The organism is Phytobacter cepae, assembly GCF_054165735.1.
This window is the reverse complement of the sequence record NZ_CM135107.1, coordinates 2096922-2116260: the sequence shown is the minus strand read 5'-3', so window position 1 is coordinate 2116260 and position 19339 is coordinate 2096922. Positions and strand designations below refer to the sequence as shown.

The following is a 19339-nucleotide window of genomic DNA, read 5'->3' as shown; positions in this document are numbered from 1 at the left end:
GAATTTCACTCTTTACGCCCAAACTTTAGTGATCCTACCAGTTTTAGGGAGGCCAAAACTCAGAATTGTCTGTGGTTTTAGGACTAATCCCTCTTTCGTCGTAAGGCAAATAACACAACAATTTTACAAAAATTCACATTAGCTCCTTTTTGCTTACACGGCACGGAATGACCGATGATCATAAGACGCAAACTCACCCTCATAATCACCACGGCAGCCAATCTTTCTATTGTTCCTTTTACGCATGCGGCATCGCCTGAAGATCAGTTTATTATTCAGCAACAACGCCAAAGGGCGCTGGAAGAACAGATTACTCCGCCGACACCCGATGTGCGGCTCACCGAACCCACCTCCAGCTTTGGTAAGATCCCGTTCCCCAATGAAACGCCCTGCTTCCCAATCAACCGTGTTGAACTCAGCGGCCAGGAGGCACTACCACACTGGTTGCCTCTTCAGCGGGTGGCGAATCAGGCACAGGGGCAATGTCTCGGAGGCAAAGGGATTAACCTGCTGATGAGCACGTTACAAAACCGGCTGGTGGATCATGGCTGGATAACCACCCGCGTGCTCGCACCTTCGCAGGATTTGAAAAGCGGGACTCTGAAACTGGCGATTGTGCCGGGATATGTACGCCAGGTAAAACTGACGCCGGACAGCGATGATTACATTCAGCTTTATAGCGCCTTCCCTGCCCATGAAGGGAATCTGCTGGATTTACGTGACATCGAGCAAGGGCTGGAAAACCTGCAGCGCCTGCCCACCGTAGAAGCCAATATGGAACTCCTGCCGGGTGAAAAACCGGGGGAGAGCGATATTGTCATCACCCGCAAACAGCGCAAAATGTGGCGTCTTGGGCTGTCAGTGGACGATTCAGGCACCGAGACCACCGGGCGCTATCAGGGTGGCGTCACGCTATCGCTGGACAACCCCTTCTCGCTTAGCGACTTACTGTACGTGTCTGCCAGCCATGACCTGAATGATAAAGGCGGCAAGGGCAGCAAAAACTACACCGCACACTATTCCGTCCCCTTTGGCTACTGGATGTTGGGTGTGACGGGCAGCGATTACGACTATCACCAGACCGTGGCCGGTTTAAATCAGGACTACCGGTACAGTGGCAAAAGTAAAAACCTCGACGTCCAGCTTAGCCGTGTGCTGCACCGCAGCGGCTCGCAGAAAACCACCTTTACTTACGATGTGCTGGCGCGCGAAACGCGCAACTACATTGATGATACCGAAGTGGGCGTGCAGCGCCGGCAGACAGCAGGCTGGCGTATGGGGCTACAACATCGTCACTATATTGGCCAGGCCACCCTGGATGCAGGCGTCAGCTATCAGCGCGGCACCCGTTGGTTTGGTGCGCAACCTGCGCCGGAAGAGTATATCGGTGATGCCACTGCGCTCAGCAAAATCATTGTGCTCAACAGCCAACTGGACCTGCCGTTTGATATCGGCACTCAGCATTTCCGCTATAACGTGCAGTACCTGCGTCAGATGAGCAATACCCCGCTGACCCCGCAGGATCAGTTTGCGATTGGTAACCGCTGGACGGTGCGCGGTTTCGACGGTGAACGCACGCTTAACGCCAGCCATGGCTGGTACGTTCGCAACGATTTGGGCTGGAGCACACCGCTGCCTAATCAGGAACTGTATATCGGTGCAGATTACGGCGAAGTCGGCGGTTACAGCTCAGATTACCTGATCGGTAAACATCTGGCAGGCGGCGTCGTGGGCCTGCGTGGCAGCGCCTTCAATACCGCCTATGACCTGTTTGCTGGCACGCCTTTCTCGAAACCGGACGGATTCCACACCAGCTCCGCCACCCTGGGCTTCAACCTGAACTGGAGCTGGTAATGCGCGTTGGAGACTACGACATCAAAGCGCCGTTGCTGCTGGGTGGCGAAGAGAATGAGGCCGAAGTGTTGGGGGCCAGCGTCTGGCTGTGGATGCACTCCCCTATGCACCGCGATGCGCCTCTTCATGCTTTGCCCACGCTGCTGTTGCCGATCATCAAGCGTCGTCAGTACGTGCTCATTGCTCGCGACGCACAGCCTATTTTCTTTCTCAGTTGGGCCTGGCTTGATGAAGAGGCCGAAGCCCGGTTTCTCACCCGTCCCTCCATTGAGATGCGTGAAGAAGACTGGCAAAGCGGCGATCGCATGTGGTTTTGCGACTGGATTGCGCCCTTTGGCGATACCACCGAAATGAACAAACTTATGCGCAGCGACTTCTTTGCAGACCGTTGCGCCCGCGCGCTGTACCACCGGGGTGCTGAGCGCGGTAAACGTGTCGTGATGTTCCACGGCAATAATGTTACCCGCAAAGCCGCACGGCACTGGCAGCAGACGCATCCGCTTGCCGTGAACCTGCCGGAAGTGTTTAAAGGAATGAATAATGAATAAGAACCTGTACCGTATCGTCTTTAACAAAGCGCGCGGCATGTTAATGGTCGTGGCAGATATCGCCCTTTCCGGTCGCGCTGGCTCCTCACGCGGCGCCGGCCTCGGCCATACCCACAGCCGTTTGGTATGTAAAATCAGTACCATGAGCCTGAGCCTGTGGCTGGCGATGGGGGTCATACAAACGGCGCAGGCCAATATTGTGGCCGACATCAATGCCGCGAAAAATCAGCAGCCAACGGTTCTGCAAAGCGCCAACGGTACGCCACAGGTCAACATTCAGACGCCGTCCAAAGGTGGGGTTTCGCGCAACAATTACACCCAGTTTGATGTGAATCAACAGGGTGCCATCCTCAACAACTCCCATAAAAATGTGCAAACCCAACTGGGCGGGATGGTGGCCGGTAACCCCTGGCTGGCTAAAGGCGAAGCCAAAGTCATTCTGAACGAAGTCACCGCCCGCGATCCCAGCAAGCTTAACGGGATGATTGAAGTGGCGGGCCAGAAGGCGCAGGTGGTGATTGCCAACCCGGCAGGGATCACCTGTAACGGCTGCGGTTTTATTAACGCCAACCGCGCCACCCTGACCACCGGTCAGACACAGCTGACCAATGGCAATCTTACGGGCTACAACGTCGAACGCGGCGAAGTGGTAGTAGAAGGTGCCGGGATGGACACCACCGGCGCGGATTACACCGATATCATCGCCCGTTCGGTCAAAGTCAATGCCGGACTGTGGGCAAACGATCTCAAGGTCACCACCGGACGTAACCAGGTTGATGCGGCCCATGATCAGGTCACCAAAGGTAGCGATGAGGCCAGCACACGTCCGCAGCTGGCCGTCGATGTCTCCAGCCTGGGCGGCATGTATGCCGGTAAAATCCGTATGGTCGGTACCGAAACGGGCGTCGGCGTGCGTAACGCCGGTGCGCTGGGCGCACAGGCGGGCAGCGTAACCCTGACCGTTGACGGTCGAATTGAGAACAGTGGCACCGTGCGCGGCAGCGAGAGCGCTATTGTGCAAACCGCGGGCGAGTTCCGTAACAGCGGCGTCATGACTGCAGGAAACGATCTCCAGGCGCGTGCCGCCACGCTCACTGCCGATAAAGGCAGCGTCCTGGCCGCCGGGGTGAGTAACGACGGCAAAGTGGGCGACACGGGCGAGTTGCAACTGACCACCAACGGACAACTCAGCGCGCACGGCCAGACGCTGGCTGGCGGAAATGTGGCTATTCAGGGTCAGGGCGTGGACATCAGCGGCAGCCAGACCCAGGGTAAACGAGTCGTGCTGAACGCCAATAGCGGCGATCTGAGCACGCAAAACGCTCTGGTTGGCGCCAGTGAGTTGACTGCCACTACCGCGGGAACGCTCAATAACAATGGCGGTAGCCTGAGCGCCGATAAGCTTAACCTCAGCGCACAGCGTCTTTCAAACCAGAAAGGCAAACTGATTCAGAGTGGCAAAGGCACGCTGGCGGTCGCTCTGCCCGGCTCGCTTGATAACCAGCAGGGGCAAATTGCCAGCAATGGTGACCTTGAACTGAATGCAGATGCAGTGAATAACCGCGGTGGGCAGTTACTGGGCGTTGAAGGAAGCACCCGCCTTACCAGCGGATCGCTGGATAATACCGAGGGACTTATCTCTGCCACCGGTGGCGAGGGTCAGATCCGCGCTCGCCAGGCGGTTAACAATGCGGGCGGTCGCATTGAGGCGGCAAAAAACCAGCGCATTGAGGCGGCGAGTCTGAACAACCAAAAAGGGGTGATTGTTGCTGATGGTGCAGCGCTCGCCCTGAATAAAGGCGACTTTGATAACCAGGGCGGCTCTCTGCTCTCGCAAGGCACGCTGGATATCGAAAGCGGTGCCGTCAATAACCAGAGTGGTTTCCTTGCCAGTAATGGAGCCTTTAACTTTACGGGCGGGGATGTCGATAACCGTCTCGGTCAGTTTGGCACTGACAGCACGTTGAATGCCCGCTTTGACAACTTTATTAACGAGCAAGGTGCGGTGAAAGCTGGCGGCGACATGACGCTGGATGGAACCAGCCTGGTCAATGACAACGCGGGTCTGATTCAAAGTGGCGGCACGCTTAATGCCAGCGCACAGCGCATCAGTAACCGCAACAGCGGCAAAACGGGGGGCATCATTTCGCTTGGTGATACTACCCTCGCCGCAGATACGGTGGATAACAGCAACGGTGTGGCTTATGCCGGCAAGGGGATAAACGTCAGCGGTGAAACGTTGAATAACGCCGCCGGTCAGTTGGTCGCCGCAGAAAGTCTGACCGTGAATTCGGCCCAGCGACTTGATAACCAGTCCGGTCTGATTCAGGCTAAAAACATCCAGGCCTCCGCAGGCGCACTGAACAATGTCGATGGCACACTCAACAGCCAGGGCGAACTGAACCTCTCCAGCAACAATCTGAATAACCAGGCGGGGACACTGGCGGCAAAAGGCGCAATGGATATCGCCGCAGCCACGCTGGACAACCGCAACGGCGGGCGCGTGATTGGCGAAGGTAAAACCGCCTTACACACCGACAGCCTGTTGAATAATGATGGGCAGATTCAGTCGGTTGACGATCTGCTGCTCGACAGCGCGAAAGGCGTCATCGATAACGCATCAGGGCTTATCCGCACCGGGAAGTCATTAACGCTCAACGCCGTCGATTTCGTTAACCAGAATACGCTGGGCGACAATAAAGGCGTGGAAGGCCAGCGCGTCACGCTGTCGACCGGTACGCTTAACAACCAGAGCGGCAGCGTTCTCGCCGACGACGCGCTGGTGATTCGAAACGCAGGTGAGCTAAACAACACGGGCGGAGCGCTGGCCGCTTCCGGTGTGCTGGATGTAGGCGGTGAAAAGCTTAATGTCATAAACCGCGACGGTACGCTGAAAGCGGGTAAGGCACTGAATGTGGATGCGGAGACCCTCGATGGCAGCGGCCAGCTCTTGTCGCTGGGTGATATGGATCTGCAAAGTGCCAACACCTTTACTAACAGCGGCTCGACGATTGCCAACGGTACCCTCACCCTGGCAACAAACGGTGATGTGATTAACAGCGGCAAACTCCTCGCCGGTCAGGCTCTCAATGTCGAGAGCGAGAATCTGACCAATGCGAAAGACGGGGAAATAAACGCCGGACGCAATACGCTCACGACGCGTGGCACCCTTCTTAACCGCGGCCTGATTGACGGCGGTTATACGCGCCTCAATGCCGATACGCTGACCAACATCGGCACCGGTCGTATCTATGGTGATGCCGTGGGCGTCAATGCCACGACCTTCAATAACCTCGCAGAAAACGGGACGGCGGCAACGCTTGCCGGACGCGAACGCGTCGATCTCGGCGTCACCACCCTCAACAATGTCGACCATGGCCTGATCTACAGCGCAGGCAACATGGCGATAGGTGGAAGCCTGGCCGATAACGGTGCCGCCACCGGGCAGGCCGCCGCCATTAATAACCACAGCTCGACCATCGAGTCGGCTGGCGATATGGCGATCAAAGCCGACCAGATCAATAACATTAACGATCGCTTCTCAACCGAGATCGTGACCGTTTCACAGGAGCCGTTGACCGAATATCAACACTCCGGTTCCACCAACCGCTGGAAAGCAGGCACTGAAAACGTCTTCGTTGACGACAACTCTTCAGATGGCTTGCGCAATCTCAGCACGCCGGAGCTGCCCGGTGGCGGCCACGATAATTTCAACCAGTATGATTACACCCGTACGGTCGAAGAGACGCGTATCAAAGAGAGCGACCCGGCGAAGATCCTCGCCGGCGGCAACCTGACCCTGAGCGGGAATACGCTGAATAACGATAAGAGCCAGGTGATTGCGGGTGGAACGCTGAGTACTGACGGGCTGGGTACCATCAAGAACGATGATGTAACCGGCGTACGTCGTACCACGGATGTCGGTACCGTCACCCATTACTATCGCATCCGTCACAAAGGCGATGACGAACAGGGACGTGACAGAACCAACTACACCCCGCCAACGGCCATTCAGTCTATCAAGCTGAAACCGGGCCAGTTGGTCAGCAACAGCACCGTTGATGGCAGCAATCTGTCGATTTCGCCGCTGGTTCAGCAGGCGACACAGGCGACGATCGCTAAAGGTGCAGGTGTGGGTAGCGGGCAAGTCGGCTCACCGACTTCGCCTCCACAACAGGCGGTCTCGCCTGGCGAACCTGTTACGCCACCCGCCGGGCAGCAGTTTGAAGTGACGCCAGCAGATGGCCTTATCCGTATCGTTGGCCCGAACACGACGCTACCGGACAACAGCCTGTTTAAGGTTAACCCTTCAGCCGATGTGCCGTTTTTGGTCGAAACCGATCCGCGTTTCACCAATGAGAAACAGTGGCTGGGCAGCGATTATATGCAGAAAGCCTTCAGTAGCGATGGCGACAACACCCAGAAACGGCTTGGCGATGGCTACTATGAGCAACGTCTGGTACGTGAGCAGGTTATCGGTGCCACGGGTCAGCGCTACCTCGACGGCTACTCCAATGATGAGGAGCAGTACAAGTCATTAATGGATAAAGGCATTACCTTCGGCAAACAGTACGACCTCAAGCTGGGTGTGGCGTTGACGCCGGAGCAGATGGCGCTGCTGACCGGGGACATCGTCTGGCTGGTGAACACCCGCGTGAAGATGCCGGATGGCTCAATGCAGACGGTGTTAGTGCCGCAGGTCTATGCCAAAGTGAAACAGGGTGATATTGACGGCTCCGGGGCGCTGATTGCCGGCAACAACGTCTCTCTGAAACTGAACGGTTCGCTGTTCAACAGCGGGACCATCAGCGGTCGTCGCGTGTTGCAGCTTGACGCTGACAATATCACCAATCAGGCCGGTACCATTCGTGGGGCGGACGTCAATCTTGCGGCCCGTACCGACATTAACAATATCGGTGGCACGATGGTGGGCGATAACAGCCTGATTGCCAACGCCGGACGCGACATCAACGTCACCACCACCACCGCCAGCGCACAGAGCGCTAACGGTGAAAACCGCTTCAGCCGCACTACGATTGACAGCGTCTCCGGCATTTACGTGCAGGGGAAAGACGGCAAGCTGGCACTCCAGTCTGGCCGGGATATTACCCTGACCGGCGCACAGGTCATTGCCAGCGGCGAGAACGGCAAAGCCCAGCTTGTGGCGGGCCGCGATCTGAATCTCGACACCGTCACCACGGCGCGTAGCGACAATCTTATCTGGGATGCCGATAACACGCTCAAACAGAGCAGTCTGGAACACAACGGCACCACCGTGAGCGGCACCGGCGGCGTGACGCTGGCGGCGAAAAACGACATCAATGCTCGCGGCGCATCGGTGAACTCCGACGGGGCGCTGGCGTTGCTTGCCGGTCAGGATGTCAACATTAGCGGCGTGCTGAATGAAAGCCAGCTCGATGAGCGGCACAAAGTGGTGGGCGGCAACGGCTGGCTGTCCAAAACCACCCGAACGACCCGTGACACCATTGATCGGCAGACGGTACAGGGAAGCGAACTCAGCGCCAACACGGTGAAAATCGATGCGGGCAATGACGTGACCGTCGCAGGCAGCAGCATCGTGGGTACCGGCGACGTGGGCGTTCGCGCTGGTAATGATTTAACGCTGACCACCATGGGCGGACGCAATGAAGAGACACACTTTAAGCAGGAGAAAAAATCGGGTCTGCTGAGTTCAGGGGGTATCGGCTTTACCGTGGGTTCGCGTAAAGAGACCACCGAACAGGCCAGTCAGGCGCTTTCCGGTCAGGGTTCCATGGTCGGCAGTCTTCAGGGTGATACGGTGCTGCTGGCGGGCAATAACTATCGTCAGACCGGCAGCACGGTCGCGTCGCCTGAAGGCAATGTCGGCATCCAGGGTAAAAATGTCACCATTGAAGCCGACGAGAACACCTACGCCTCTCAGTACAAACGTACCGTGGAGCAAAAAGGGTTTACCCTTGCAGTCAACGTGCCGGTAGTGCAGGCCGTACGCGGAGCCATTCAGAGCACGGAGAATGTGGGCAAGAGCAACGATGACCGCATCAACATGCTGGCAGCCGCCAACGCCGCATGGGACAGCGCCCGCGCGGCCAGTGCAATGATGAATATGTCGCAAGGTTTGATGGAAAACGGCGCCCAGGCGATGGCACAGAACGTCAGCGTGTCGCTGACCTATGGCCAAAGTAAACAGACGAATACCGAAAACACCAACAGCACCAGCGCGCTGGCGAGCAAAGTGAACGCCGGGCAAAACGCAGTGGTGGTGGCGACCGGTGGCAAGCAGTCGGACATCAACATCATCGGCTCAGATGTCAGCGGCAAGCAGAGTACCACCCTGTTTGCTGACAACGACATCAATATCGTGGCCGCGCAGCAAGAGCGCCATGAACGCAGTGATAATAAGTCCAGCGGCTGGAACGCGGGCGTTGCCGTCAGCTACGGCCAGGGGGGAGCCTCCTTCGGCGTCACGGCCGGTGCCAATAAAGGCAAAGGCTATGGCAACGGGGATGAAGTGTCCTGGCGTAACAGTCATGTCGGCGATATGGACGGGCAGACCACCCTTACCAGCGGTGGCACCACCACCCTGCGTGGCGGTCAGCTTCTGGGTAAAGGCGTCGACATTACCGCCCAGGATCTGAACATCGAAAGCCTTCAGGACACCATGCAATACGAAGGCAAACAGATGAATGTCGGTGGGCAGGTGACGGTGGGCTTCGGCTTTGCCGCCTCCGGTAACTACGGTAAGTCGGATGTGAATGCCGATTACGCCTCCGTGCAGGAGCAGTCCGGGGTCTTTGCCGGGGCAGACGGTTACGACATTAATGTTAAAGGCAACACCGATCTCGTCGGGGGGCTGATCACCTCCAGCGCCAGCGCGGAGCAGGCAGGTAAAAATCAGTTCAGCACCGGCACGCTCAGCTGGCGTGATGTTTACAACAACTCTGATTTTGAAGGCAACGGCTTTGGCATTGGCGGCTCAATGAGCATGAACACCGACATGGGACTGGGCAAAAATGCCACCCCACAGAGTGGCAAAACCGTGACGGATAAAGACGGCAATACCCATCTGGCGGAAGGCTATGCATCGCTGGACAAAAACATCAGCTTCGGCATTGGTCACGACAGCGGCAGCGAGAGCTCTGTCACCCGTAGCGGCATCAACACGAGTAATGTGACCGTTACCCGTCCTGATGCGCAGCAACAGGCGATTGACGGCATCAAAACCGACATCACGACCGAGACCGCCGCCGCCAACTCGGGTCGTCTTGAGAACAACTTCGACAAAGATCAGGTCTTTAAAGAGCTGAATCTGCAGGTCCAGGTGACGCGCGACTTTAAAGAGAATGCCAACCGTCAGATTGGGGTCCTGCTGGATGGCAAGCAGGCAGCAGCCCGTGATGAACTGCAAAAAGCGATTAAGTCAGGTGACGTGGCGAAACGCGATGCCGCCCTGGATGAGATTTATAAAATTCAGTATCAGCGCCGCCTGCTACAGACCGTCGTTGGCATCGTCGCCGGCTCCCCGGATGCCGCCATCACCCAGGGTACCCTGGTTCTCGCTGCAACCAAATTGCGTGAAGAGACGGCCAAAAACTCAATGTTGTCGCCGGGTGTGGTCGATAAATCCAATGGCCAGGTGCTAAGCAATATATCAGCGGTAAGTGGCGCCTATGATGGGCTGAAACTCGGCGGCGTAAGGGTTGGCTTAGATATCATTTGCGGTTCAGATAACGGACGCTGTGACACCAAAAAAGACGCGAGCGGAAAATGGGTGCTTGATTATGATGACCAGGGACGCGTGAAATACAAAGGTGATGAAAAGCACCCGACGTTAACCTCTCTCCTGGAAGATAAAGATATCTCGGCTGGACTTTATGGCTATACGGGCGGGCTGCAGGGTGTCGAGGGGCTTTTTGGCGACACGCCTTATGCTCCCGGCACGCTGAAAGGCGATTTCTTCGATACCACCGTGGAAAGCTTCGCCGGTACACATGATTTCATCGGCGGCCAGTTACCGGGCTTCTATGATGAAACAGGTAACACCTCCCGTAACCGTTCGGATTTCACCGAAAAAGCGTCGGAAATCTGGACCATTGCGGCGATTCCGCAGGCAGCACCTTTCGCATTAAGCGAGGTGGTCTCACCGGAGCTGCTGGAATTCATTTTCGCAACCAACAAATAACAGGATAAAACATGGTAAAGATGATAGGCATTATCGCGAGTCTGTTTATGTTATCCGGCTGTGTCGTTGCGGATATGGACTCGTCGAATTACAAATATGTGCCCTGGATACAGTTGTTTCAGAAACCGGAGGCATCGGGCCGCACCAATGAGGCTCAGCGTAAAGCCGATCTGTACAGCTGTGGTGTTGATCGCAAGGAGAGTCTTGACGATCCGCAATGGAGCCTGAATACCACTAACCCTGGTGAGACGTACGAGCAGTCCATTAAGCGCAGGGATAAAGTGATAAGTTGTATGAAAAGCAAAGGCTATAAGGTTTACGGTTTTGACGAGTGCGGCCCACTGAAAAAACCTACCGGGTTATGCCCGAACTAACTGGCCAGTCAATCCCCTGCTAAACAGCAGGGGATTTTTTTACGTAATGCTTCAGAAATAAGCTGTTGAAACTCATCGTCACTGCCAAACAATAACAGGATAAAACATGGTAAAGATGCCGGGCATTATTGCGAGTCTGTTTATGTTATCCGGCTGTGTCGTTGCGGATTTGGACTCGTCGAATTACAGGTATGTGCCCTGGGTACAGGTATTTCAAAAGCCGGAGGCATCCGGCAAGACCAATGTTGCCCAACGTAAAGCGGATTTGTACCGTTGTGGTGTGAGACGTGAGGATAATCTGGATGACCCAAGCTGGAGTCTAAACACTGTTCATGCAGGAGAGACCGTCGAGCAAGCAAGTGACAGGAACGATAAGGTCAGAAGCTGTATGAAAAGCAAAGGCTACAAGGTTTACGGCTTTGACCAGTGCGGCCCGTTGAAAAAACCCACCGGGTTATGCCCGAACTGATGGTTTAAAGCAGCCCCGGCGAACAGAACGCAACGCCCGATGGCGCAAGCTTATCGGGCCTACGGGTAACGCCAACGCTGGGTTTACGTAGGCCGGATAAGGCGAAGGCCGTTATCCGGCAACCGCCTAAAAGTATGTTGTAACTAATAACAAAAAAAATCCGTAACCCCGAAGGATTACGGATCTCTTATTTGCTGCATGAATCAGAAATACTTACGCAGATACTCTGTCAGACACAGCATCGCCATCGCCTGGCCGTATGGCATGGAAGTCAGCGGAATCTGGCGGTAGAACGCTAAATCGCTCCCCATCCCGGTACCAAAGGAGACCTGTAGCAGCTCCCCTTCTGCTGAGATGTTCTGCACCACCGCCTTGATGGCATTCTCGGCCACTTGCGCATATTCCGGCCCGACGTAGCGTTTGCGAACGGCTTTGAGGATGCCATAGGCAAAGCCGGCAGTGGCGGAGGCCTCAAGATAGGAATTGGGATCGTCGAGCAGCGTATGCCACAGTCCGCTCTCATCCTGGCACTTCGCCAGCGCAGCAATCTGGGCATTTAGCACCTGCACCAGGTAACGGCGCACGGCGTTATTTTCCGGCAGATCCACCAGCTCCAGGAAGTCCGGGATGACGATGGTCAGCCAGCTGTTGCCCCGCGCCCAACGTGCCTGGGCGAAGTTGTGGTTGCCTTCGTAATTCCAGCCGTGGAACCACAGCCCTGTCTCCCTGTCCATCAGGTTCTGCACGTGCAGCAGGAACTGATAAACCGCTTCTTCTACGTAATCCGGGCGGTTCAACAGCTTACCGATTTTTGCCAGCGGCAGGACGGTCATCATCAGCGTGTCATCCCACATCTGCTGATGGTTCTCTTCCGCCAGCGTGATGTGCTGCATTCCGCCGTGCTCGGTGCGCGGCATTTCGTTCATCGCCCATTCGGCCCAGGTTTCCAGCCACGGTAAGTAGCTGGCGTTACCGGTTTCTTCGTAGCGATACGCCAGCGTCAGGAACGGCGCCATGGTGTTGACGTTTTTGGTGGTTGCACCCTCGGCAAAACGATCGGCAAACCAGCTGTCGATAATATCGCGGACCGTGTTATCACCCGTCTGGCGATAATACTGGTACATCCCATACAGGCCAACGCCGTGCGTCCACTCCCAACCCGCCCATCCTTTGGTGTCAATCACGCGCCCATCGTCCAGCCGCAGCAGAAACTCGCCGGAGGTGTCGTGAATATTCACCAGGTTATGCGTCACCTTCTGGATTAACGCTTTCAGCTCATCACGGGCGATAAAACGCTCGGGCTGGCAAAGTAACGGGCTGTGTTTGACAGGCCATACCTTCATATTCTTAACCTCAGTTGTAAGTCGATTTCAGTGACGCGCGTTCTTTCAGTGACGGCGCGGCAGGCTTATTACGATTCAGATAGCCAATGTTGTTATTGCCCCACAGCGTGTCATACGGCATACCAGCCAGCATTTCGACGGTGGCACGTGCTTCAGGCGTTGCGGTTTCCGGCATGGCGCGACCAGAGGTCCGCATTTTTGCCGTCTCTTCACGCAGGATGCTGTGGGTTTTCAGGTTCAGTTTGAAGCGCAGGGAGACAAGGAAACCACAGCACAGAACGGCCACGGTTCCGACGCTCAGAATCAGCAGAATAGTGTGGCTCACTTCCGGTACCTGCGTTTTCTGCCCGGAGACGAAGCCGGACATCTGCATCACAATCCCCACCAGCATTACCGCACCGGCCTGAGAGGCTTTACGGGTCAGGGTCATAATGCCCGCGAAGATCCCTTCACGACGCTGGCCGGTGACCACTTCATCAATATCCGCAATGTAGGTATAGGTGTTCCACGGTACGTAGTTGATACCACCACGGCCCAGGCCCGCGACAGCAGAAATCAGCAGCAGCAGCGCGTAAACATCACTCAGACCCGCCCAGTACAGCACCGCGTAAGAGACCGCACTCAGGCCGAACAGCACCACGACCATGCGGTAAGAAGGCGCAGGTCCAAAGCGAATGCACAGCGGGATCATGGCGATAACGGCAATGAACTGGAAGATGGCCATGGTGCCCAACAGGCTGGACGCCATAGAGGCTTCCTGCATCAGAACGAAGACCACGTAGTAGGTGAAGACGGCGTTAAAGACGTCCTGGGCAATATAACCCCCGAGGTACATGCCCAGGTGCTGACGGAAAATTTTAATACGCAGCGTCGAGCTTAATTCCACGAACAGACGGCTCATGCTCTGACCAAAGGTCAGGCTCTTTTTCTCTTCTTCTGCACGCAGCGCAGCTTCGGTCCAGTCTTCACGCGGACGCTCCCAGGTAAAGCACCAGACAAAGGTCAACATGATGGCGCACAGCACCGAGAAGACCAGGCTTGCATAGAAGAAGGAGATGGGGTTGTCTTTACCGAAGTGCGCTAACAGAATGCCCGGCAGGAAAGAGGCCAGAATGGCGGACATCTGCGCCATGGAGATACGTGCGCCGGAGAATTTGGTTTTCTGTTTAAAGTCATCGGTCATTTCCGGTACCAGCGTTTCGTACGGTACCAGGATCATGGTGTAGACAATATCAAAAATCAGATAGGTCACCAGGTAGTACCAGAAGCTCATGTCGCCTACCCACATTATGGAGTAGCTGAACACGCACGGAATACCCAGCAGAATAAAGAATTTACGACGACCAAAGCGCTTGCCAAGCCAGGTGGAGCCAAAGTTGTCGGTCAAAAAGCCCATCAGCGGGCTGACGACGGCATCCAGTACCCTTGCAGCAGCGAAAATAAAGGTCGCTTCGATCGGTGTTAATCCGCAAAACGTTGTGTAGAAGTACAGCAGCCATGCAGCGGTCAGTGCGGTCGTGCCCGCTCCCAGAAAATCCCCCGACCCGTAGGCGAGGTAGTTAGCTAAACCAATTTTACGTGTTTTCATTGCCGTTAACCCTGTTCATTATTGAGGGACCTCTGGCAATCCGGCTTCGCCAAAGGTAATGCTTACACGGCTAAAGTAAAATTATGTGCTGCGCGAAACCTTTCTGTTTCTGCCATTGAAACGACCGGACTGGCAAAAAAGCAAAGAGTCTCATAACGTGTGTCACTGATTTATAAAACAGTGTTTCTGCTGCTTCAAAAGAGAGGGTCAAAAATTGCGAGCGAGCCATCAAAATCTTTAAAAAGAGGGTGATGGCTGCGGAAAAGACGAGCGATTAGCGGTAGTTAACGATGACCTGATTGCTGGTGACGTTCAATGCCGGAATGAGTCGCCCACCGCCGGGGACCTCCCAGACAAAGCGCATCGGCTCAATGGCCGGCACGCCGGCAAAGCCGACCGTGCTGCCACTTTGTGCATCAAGCTGAACACAGCGGGTTTGCGAGCAGAGTCGGACATTGAGCCCGGCAGGCGTCGGGCCATTTAATTCATAACGCCAGACCACCACGGTCATCAGTCCGTTAACGGGCTGCGAGGGGGCAAGGACCCGAGATGACGCCGCCTGCCCACGGTGGCTTAGAATAATCCCTACGCTGCTGGCCTGCCATGCGCCCTCCCCGGCTGCCTGCACCCACAACGGCAGCGCCAGCAGAAGCCCTGCGAGTAATCGCATTACTTACCTCCGATGGTCGCGGTCATGCGAATATGGCGGTTGTCAGACATTTCGAGGTTAGAAAGCACCACCAGCTGCGGCAGGCTGCGGCGCAGGAAACGTGACAGCAGCGGTCGCAGCGCATGGTTCACCAGCAAGACCGGCGGTGCGCCCATCATCTCCTGACGCGACAGCGCTTCCTGCGTCTGGGCCAGCAAGCGATCCGCAAGGCCCGGTTCCAGTCCACCCCCGCCCTGGAGGGCCTGCAACAACAGACGCTCAAGCGGGGTGTCCAGACCTATCACCTGCACTTCACCGGTGCCCGGGAACCACTGTTGAGTGATCGCACGCCCCAGCGCCACGCGCACGACGGTGGTCAGTTCGTGCGGATCGTTTTGCAACGGCGCATGTTCGGCCAGGGTCTCGAGTATGGTGCGCATATCACGAATCGGCACTTTTTCTGCCAGCAGGTTTTGCAGAACTTTATGCAGCGTGGTCAGCGTGACCACGCCAGGCACCAGGTCTTCAGTCAGCTTCGGCATTTCCTGGGTCACGCGATCCAGCAGTTGCTGCGCTTCCTGACGACCAAACAGCTCCGGCGCAAACTGACTAATGAGATGGTTAAGGTGCGTGGCGACCACGGTACTGGCTTCCACCACGGTAAAGCCCTGAATCTGCGCCTGTTCTTTGAGCGCGCTTTCAATCCAGATGGCGGTAAGGCCAAACGCCGGATCAACCGTCTGTTCGCCCGGCAGCGTGCCGGCAGCGGTCCCCGGGTTAATCGCCAGCCAGCGTCCCGGATACGCTTCACCACTGCCCACTTCCACCCCTTTCATCAGGATGCGATAGCGTGCCGGTGGCAGATCCATGTTGTCACGAATATGGACCACCGGCGGCAGGAAGCCCATATCCTGAGCAAATTTCTTACGAATACTGCGAATACGCCCGAGCAGTTCGCCATCCTGCTGGAAATCCACCATGGGAATCAGGCGGTAGCCGACCTCCATACCGAGCGAATCTTCCAGTTGCACATCATTCCATGTTGCTTCCACGGCCTGGGTGTTCTCCGGCATCTTAACCGGAGCCGCTTCGGTAGGCGCTTTCTCCTCTTTGCCGCGCAGCCACCAGGCGAGCCCCAGTAAGGCGGCGGTGAACAGCAGGAAAACGAAGTTTGGCATGCCCGGCACCAGGCCCAGCAGACCCAGCACTGCGGCACTTAACAGCATGACGCGCGGGTTGCTGAACAGCTGACCGACCATCTGCTGACCGACGTCCTGATCGGTGGCGACGCGGGTAACAATCACACCCGCCGCGGTGGAGATAACCAGCGCAGGTATCTGCGCCACCAGACCGTCACCGATGGTCAGCAACGTATAGCTTTCTGCCGCGTGGCCCACGTCCATGCCATGCTGCAAAACGCCTACCAGCAGGCCGCCGACCACGTTAATAACCATAATCAGGATGCCTGCGATGGCATCCCCGCGCACGAATTTACTCGCACCGTCCATTGAGCCGTAGAAGTCAGCTTCCTGGGTCACTTCAGAACGGCGGCGCTTGGCCTCATCTTCACCAATCAGACCGGCGTTAAGATCGGCATCAATCGCCATCTGTTTGCCGGGCATGCCGTCAAGGACAAAGCGCGCACCCACTTCCGCAATACGCCCGGCACCCTTGGTGATAACCATGAAGTTAATGATGACGAGGATGATGAACACCACGATACCGATCGCAAAGTTACCCCCAACCAGGAAGTGGCCGAACGCTTCGACCACCTTACCTGCCGCCGCTCCGCCGGTATGTCCGTCCATCAAAATGATACGCGTGGACGCCACGTTTAGCGCAAGGCGCAGCAAGGTGGTGAACAGCAGAATGGTCGGGAACGCAGCAAACTCAAGGGTTTTCTGGGTGAACATGGCCACCAACAGCACCATGATCGACAGCGCAATGTTAAAGGTAAAAAGCAGATCCAGGATGAATGCCGGTAACGGCAGTACCATCATCGACAGGATAAGCAGGATCAGTATCGGCCCTGCCAGTATCTGCCATTGCGTTGATTTCAGGTTGCCCGGCAGGCGCAACATAGAGACCAGATTAGCCATCAGTGTCCTTCTCGTTCAAAAAATCCAGCGCCTCAGGCACAGGTAAATTTGCAGGTTTAACCGGGCGTTGACCGCCCGTCAGACGCCAGCGTTTCAATTGCCATACCCAGGCCAGCACTTCGGCGACGGCCGCATACAACTGCCCGGGAATTTGTTGACCAATTTCAGCATGGCGATAAAGCGCACGCGCCAGCGGCGGCGCTTCCAGCATCGGAATTTTGTTCTCAGTACCAATTTCACGAATGCGCAGGGCAATCAGACCGGAGCCTTTTGCCACGACTTTAGGCGCACTCATTTTGTTCTCGTCATATTGCAATGCGACCGCATAGTGCGTCGGGTTGGTCACGATGACATCCGCTTTGGGCACATCGGCCATCATGCGGCGACGCGCAGCGTCACGCTGCAACTGTCGAATGCGCCCTTTGACGTGAGGGTCGCCTTCCTGTTGTTTAAATTCGTCACGGATATCCTGGCGGGACATGCGCAACTTTTTAATGTGGCTGTAAATCTGGAAGAAAACGTCAAAACCGACCATCGGGATTATCGACAGGACCACCAGAATGCAGCACATGCCCGCGATGTTCAGCGCGCTGGCCATGGCGGTAACCGGGGCTTCCGTCATCAGTCGCATCACATCCGGCCATTTATGCCATAAATAGAGGCCGGCCACGCTGCCCATCAGCAGTGCTTTCATCACCGCTTTTACCAGTTCAGCGACAACCTGCGCGGAGAACAGGCGCTTGATGCCGCTCAGCGGATTCAGTTTTGAAAACTTAAACTGCAACGACTTGCCGCTAAACACCAGGCCACCCAGCATCAACGGCCCCAGAATAGCCATTATCACTACGCCCGTAATCAGCGGGAGCAGCGCCACCATTGCGTTCTTGATCAGCAATATAATTTGGCTGAGAATTAAATTAGGATCGTTGATGATGTTGTGGTCAAAACGTAATCCTGCCGTCAACATCATCGATAAACGACGTGCAAACGCCTCCCCACCCATCCAGATAATGCTGACGCCAACAATCAGAATCAGTACGGAGGTCAGCTCTTTCGATCGGGGGACCTGCCCTTCTTCTCGCGCCTTTTCTAGTCGGTGCGATGTGGGGGCTTCTGTTTTGTCGTCGCTATCGTCTGCCACGGCTTAAATCCACGGGTGGAGGTTTGATGACATATTGCCAGAGTCAAGTCTGTCTAATGGGCAGAGTAAGGCATAAAAACGGGGGGTTTTCGCCGTTAACAAGCAGGGATAATGAAAAAGGGAAGGATTTGTCAATTAACTGCGGCGCCCGTACCCCCGGTTTTTTGCCAATTATCAATCATAAAAGGAATGAACGATGTGCGGACTCATAAAAGCCTGGGAACTTCACTCAACTAAGGAAGAATATTTAGCATCACACAAGCTTAGTGACGTTAAATGCTTCAAATGTGGGTCTACGAAGACTTTAGATGTGGGTTTAACTAATATGGTCGACAACAGAAGAACGATTCACTGCGCGAGATGTAAAGTCACCCTGTACCGTGAAGAGGATTAAATACATTTCAAATCGCGCCATAGCTTTCACTACGGCGCGTTTATATCAGAAACCGAGGCTGTCGAGCAGGTCGTCGACCTGATCCTGGCTTGCAACCACACCGGCTTTGGTGGCGTCAAGCTGCGGACCATTAAGCAGGCCTTCGTTCTCGCGCTTCGGACGTGCTGACTGATCCGGCATGTTCTCGAGCAGCACCATCAGCAGCTGACGCTCAATCTCCTGAATCACATCCATCATGCGCTTGATAACCTGACCGGTCAGGTCCTGGAAATCCTGCGCCATCATGATGTCCAGCAATTGGGCGTTAGTGAAGCTGGTGTGGCCCGGTACATCACCCAGATATTTACGGGTATCGGTGACCAGTTCACGGGCGTCGCTCAGTTCGATGGGATTTTCAAACCATTCATCCCAACGTTTTGACAGCGTTTTCGCCCCTTTTTCCAGCGCATCCTGATGCGGCTGTGACGCTTCAACGCTGTTCAGCGCGCGCTCAGCAGCCTGCGCCGTCATCTGTACCACGTAATCAAGACGATCGCGGGCATCGGGAATGGCTTCTGCCGCTTCCGCAATCGCCTGGTCGAGACCTAACTCGCGCAGGCTGTCACGCAGCATACGGGTCAGACTGCCGATCCGGGCAATGATGTCGGTAGGTGAATGCTCTTCCACAGGTTTAATAGAAGGTTGAATCATCGTCCAGT

11 protein-coding genes are annotated in these 19339 nt (G+C 55.7%); 5 read left to right on the top strand and 6 right to left on the bottom strand.

Features of this window, described 5'->3' with window-relative positions:
• Positions 1–174: 174 nt before the first annotated feature.
• The 5 genes from ACUY4Q_RS09865 to ACUY4Q_RS09845 all read left to right on the top strand — a co-directional run bounded on the left by ACUY4Q_RS09865 (position 175) and on the right by ACUY4Q_RS09845 (position 11427).
• Positions 175–1854, top strand: a complete 1680-nt coding sequence (locus ACUY4Q_RS09865; protein WP_458046840.1) for a ShlB/FhaC/HecB family hemolysin secretion/activation protein — start codon at positions 175–177, stop codon at positions 1852–1854.
• Positions 1854–2402: a toxin-activating lysine-acyltransferase gene (locus tag ACUY4Q_RS09860; RefSeq protein WP_458046839.1), complete on the top strand. Its 549-nt coding sequence runs from the start codon at positions 1854–1856 to the stop codon at positions 2400–2402. Before ACUY4Q_RS09865 ends, ACUY4Q_RS09860 begins: the two co-directional genes overlap by 1 nt.
• The gene (locus ACUY4Q_RS09855; RefSeq protein ID WP_458046838.1) at positions 2395–10584 is read left to right on the top strand and encodes a two-partner secretion domain-containing protein; all 8190 of its coding nucleotides are present in this window, start codon (positions 2395–2397) and stop codon (positions 10582–10584) included. Before ACUY4Q_RS09860 ends, ACUY4Q_RS09855 begins: the two co-directional genes overlap by 8 nt.
• Before the next feature lie 11 nt (positions 10585–10595).
• Entirely contained in the window at positions 10596–10958 is a 363-nt protein-coding gene (locus ACUY4Q_RS09850; RefSeq protein WP_458046837.1) for a hypothetical protein, read from the top strand.
• Between the two features lie 106 nt (positions 10959–11064).
• Positions 11065–11427 carry a hypothetical protein gene (locus tag ACUY4Q_RS09845; RefSeq protein WP_458046836.1) on the top strand — a complete coding sequence of 121 codons (363 nt, stop codon included), beginning with the start codon at positions 11065–11067 and terminating at the stop codon, positions 11425–11427.
• Positions 11428–11630: 203 nt separating this feature from the next.
• Here the strand turns inward: ACUY4Q_RS09845 and bglB are convergent, their stop codons facing one another.
• The 6 genes from bglB to cheZ form a co-directional block, all read right to left on the bottom strand.
• A complete protein-coding gene (gene bglB, locus ACUY4Q_RS09840; protein ID WP_458046835.1) occupies positions 11631–12770 on the bottom strand; it encodes a beta-galactosidase BglB in 1140 nt (379 codons plus the stop codon).
• Positions 12771–12780: 10 nt separating this feature from the next.
• Entirely contained in the window at positions 12781–14358 is a 1578-nt protein-coding gene (locus tag ACUY4Q_RS09835) for an MFS transporter (RefSeq protein ID WP_458046834.1), read from the bottom strand.
• A 274-nt stretch (positions 14359–14632) separates the two neighbouring features.
• Complete coding sequence (flhE, locus tag ACUY4Q_RS09830) at positions 14633–15028, bottom strand: flagellar protein FlhE (RefSeq protein WP_458046833.1); 396 nt, start codon at positions 15026–15028, stop codon at positions 14633–14635.
• Positions 15028–17106 (bottom strand): flagellar biosynthesis protein FlhA, encoded by a 2079-nt coding sequence (flhA, locus tag ACUY4Q_RS09825; RefSeq protein ID WP_458046832.1) that lies wholly within the window; start codon positions 17104–17106, stop codon positions 15028–15030. Before flhA ends, flhE begins: the two co-directional genes overlap by 1 nt.
• Entirely contained in the window at positions 17099–18247 is a 1149-nt protein-coding gene (gene flhB / locus ACUY4Q_RS09820; protein WP_458046831.1) for a flagellar biosynthesis protein FlhB, read from the bottom strand. The genes flhA and flhB overlap by 8 nt, the downstream gene beginning before the upstream one ends.
• A gap of 439 nt (positions 18248–18686) precedes the next feature.
• Positions 18687–19331, bottom strand: coding sequence for a protein phosphatase CheZ (cheZ, locus tag ACUY4Q_RS09815; protein ID WP_458046830.1), 645 nt, complete (start codon positions 19329–19331; stop codon positions 18687–18689).
• Between the last annotated feature and the right edge of the window lie 8 nt (positions 19332–19339).

Bases quoted from the DNA above. Each gene is read 5' to 3' on its own strand.
- ACUY4Q_RS09845 (WP_458046836.1), top strand. From the start codon at position 11,065: ATGGTAAAGATGCCGGGCATTATTGCGAGTCTGTTTATGTTATCCGGC.
- ACUY4Q_RS09860 (WP_458046839.1), top strand. From the start codon at position 1,854: ATGCGCGTTGGAGACTACGACATCAAAGCGCCGTTGCTGCTGGGTGGC.
- ACUY4Q_RS09835 (WP_458046834.1), bottom strand. From the start codon at position 14,358: ATGAAAACACGTAAAATTGGTTTAGCTAACTACCTCGCCTACGGGTCG.
- ACUY4Q_RS09850 (WP_458046837.1), top strand. From the start codon at position 10,596: ATGGTAAAGATGATAGGCATTATCGCGAGTCTGTTTATGTTATCCGGC.
- bglB (WP_458046835.1), bottom strand. From the start codon at position 12,770: ATGAAGGTATGGCCTGTCAAACACAGCCCGTTACTTTGCCAGCCCGAG.
- flhE (WP_458046833.1), bottom strand. From the start codon at position 15,028: ATGCGATTACTCGCAGGGCTTCTGCTGGCGCTGCCGTTGTGGGTGCAG.
- ACUY4Q_RS09855 (WP_458046838.1), top strand. From the start codon at position 2,395: ATGAATAAGAACCTGTACCGTATCGTCTTTAACAAAGCGCGCGGCATG.
- flhA (WP_458046832.1), bottom strand. From the start codon at position 17,106: ATGGCTAATCTGGTCTCTATGTTGCGCCTGCCGGGCAACCTGAAATCA.
- cheZ (WP_458046830.1), bottom strand. From the start codon at position 19,331: ATGATTCAACCTTCTATTAAACCTGTGGAAGAGCATTCACCTACCGAC.
- ACUY4Q_RS09865 (WP_458046840.1), top strand. From the start codon at position 175: ATGATCATAAGACGCAAACTCACCCTCATAATCACCACGGCAGCCAAT.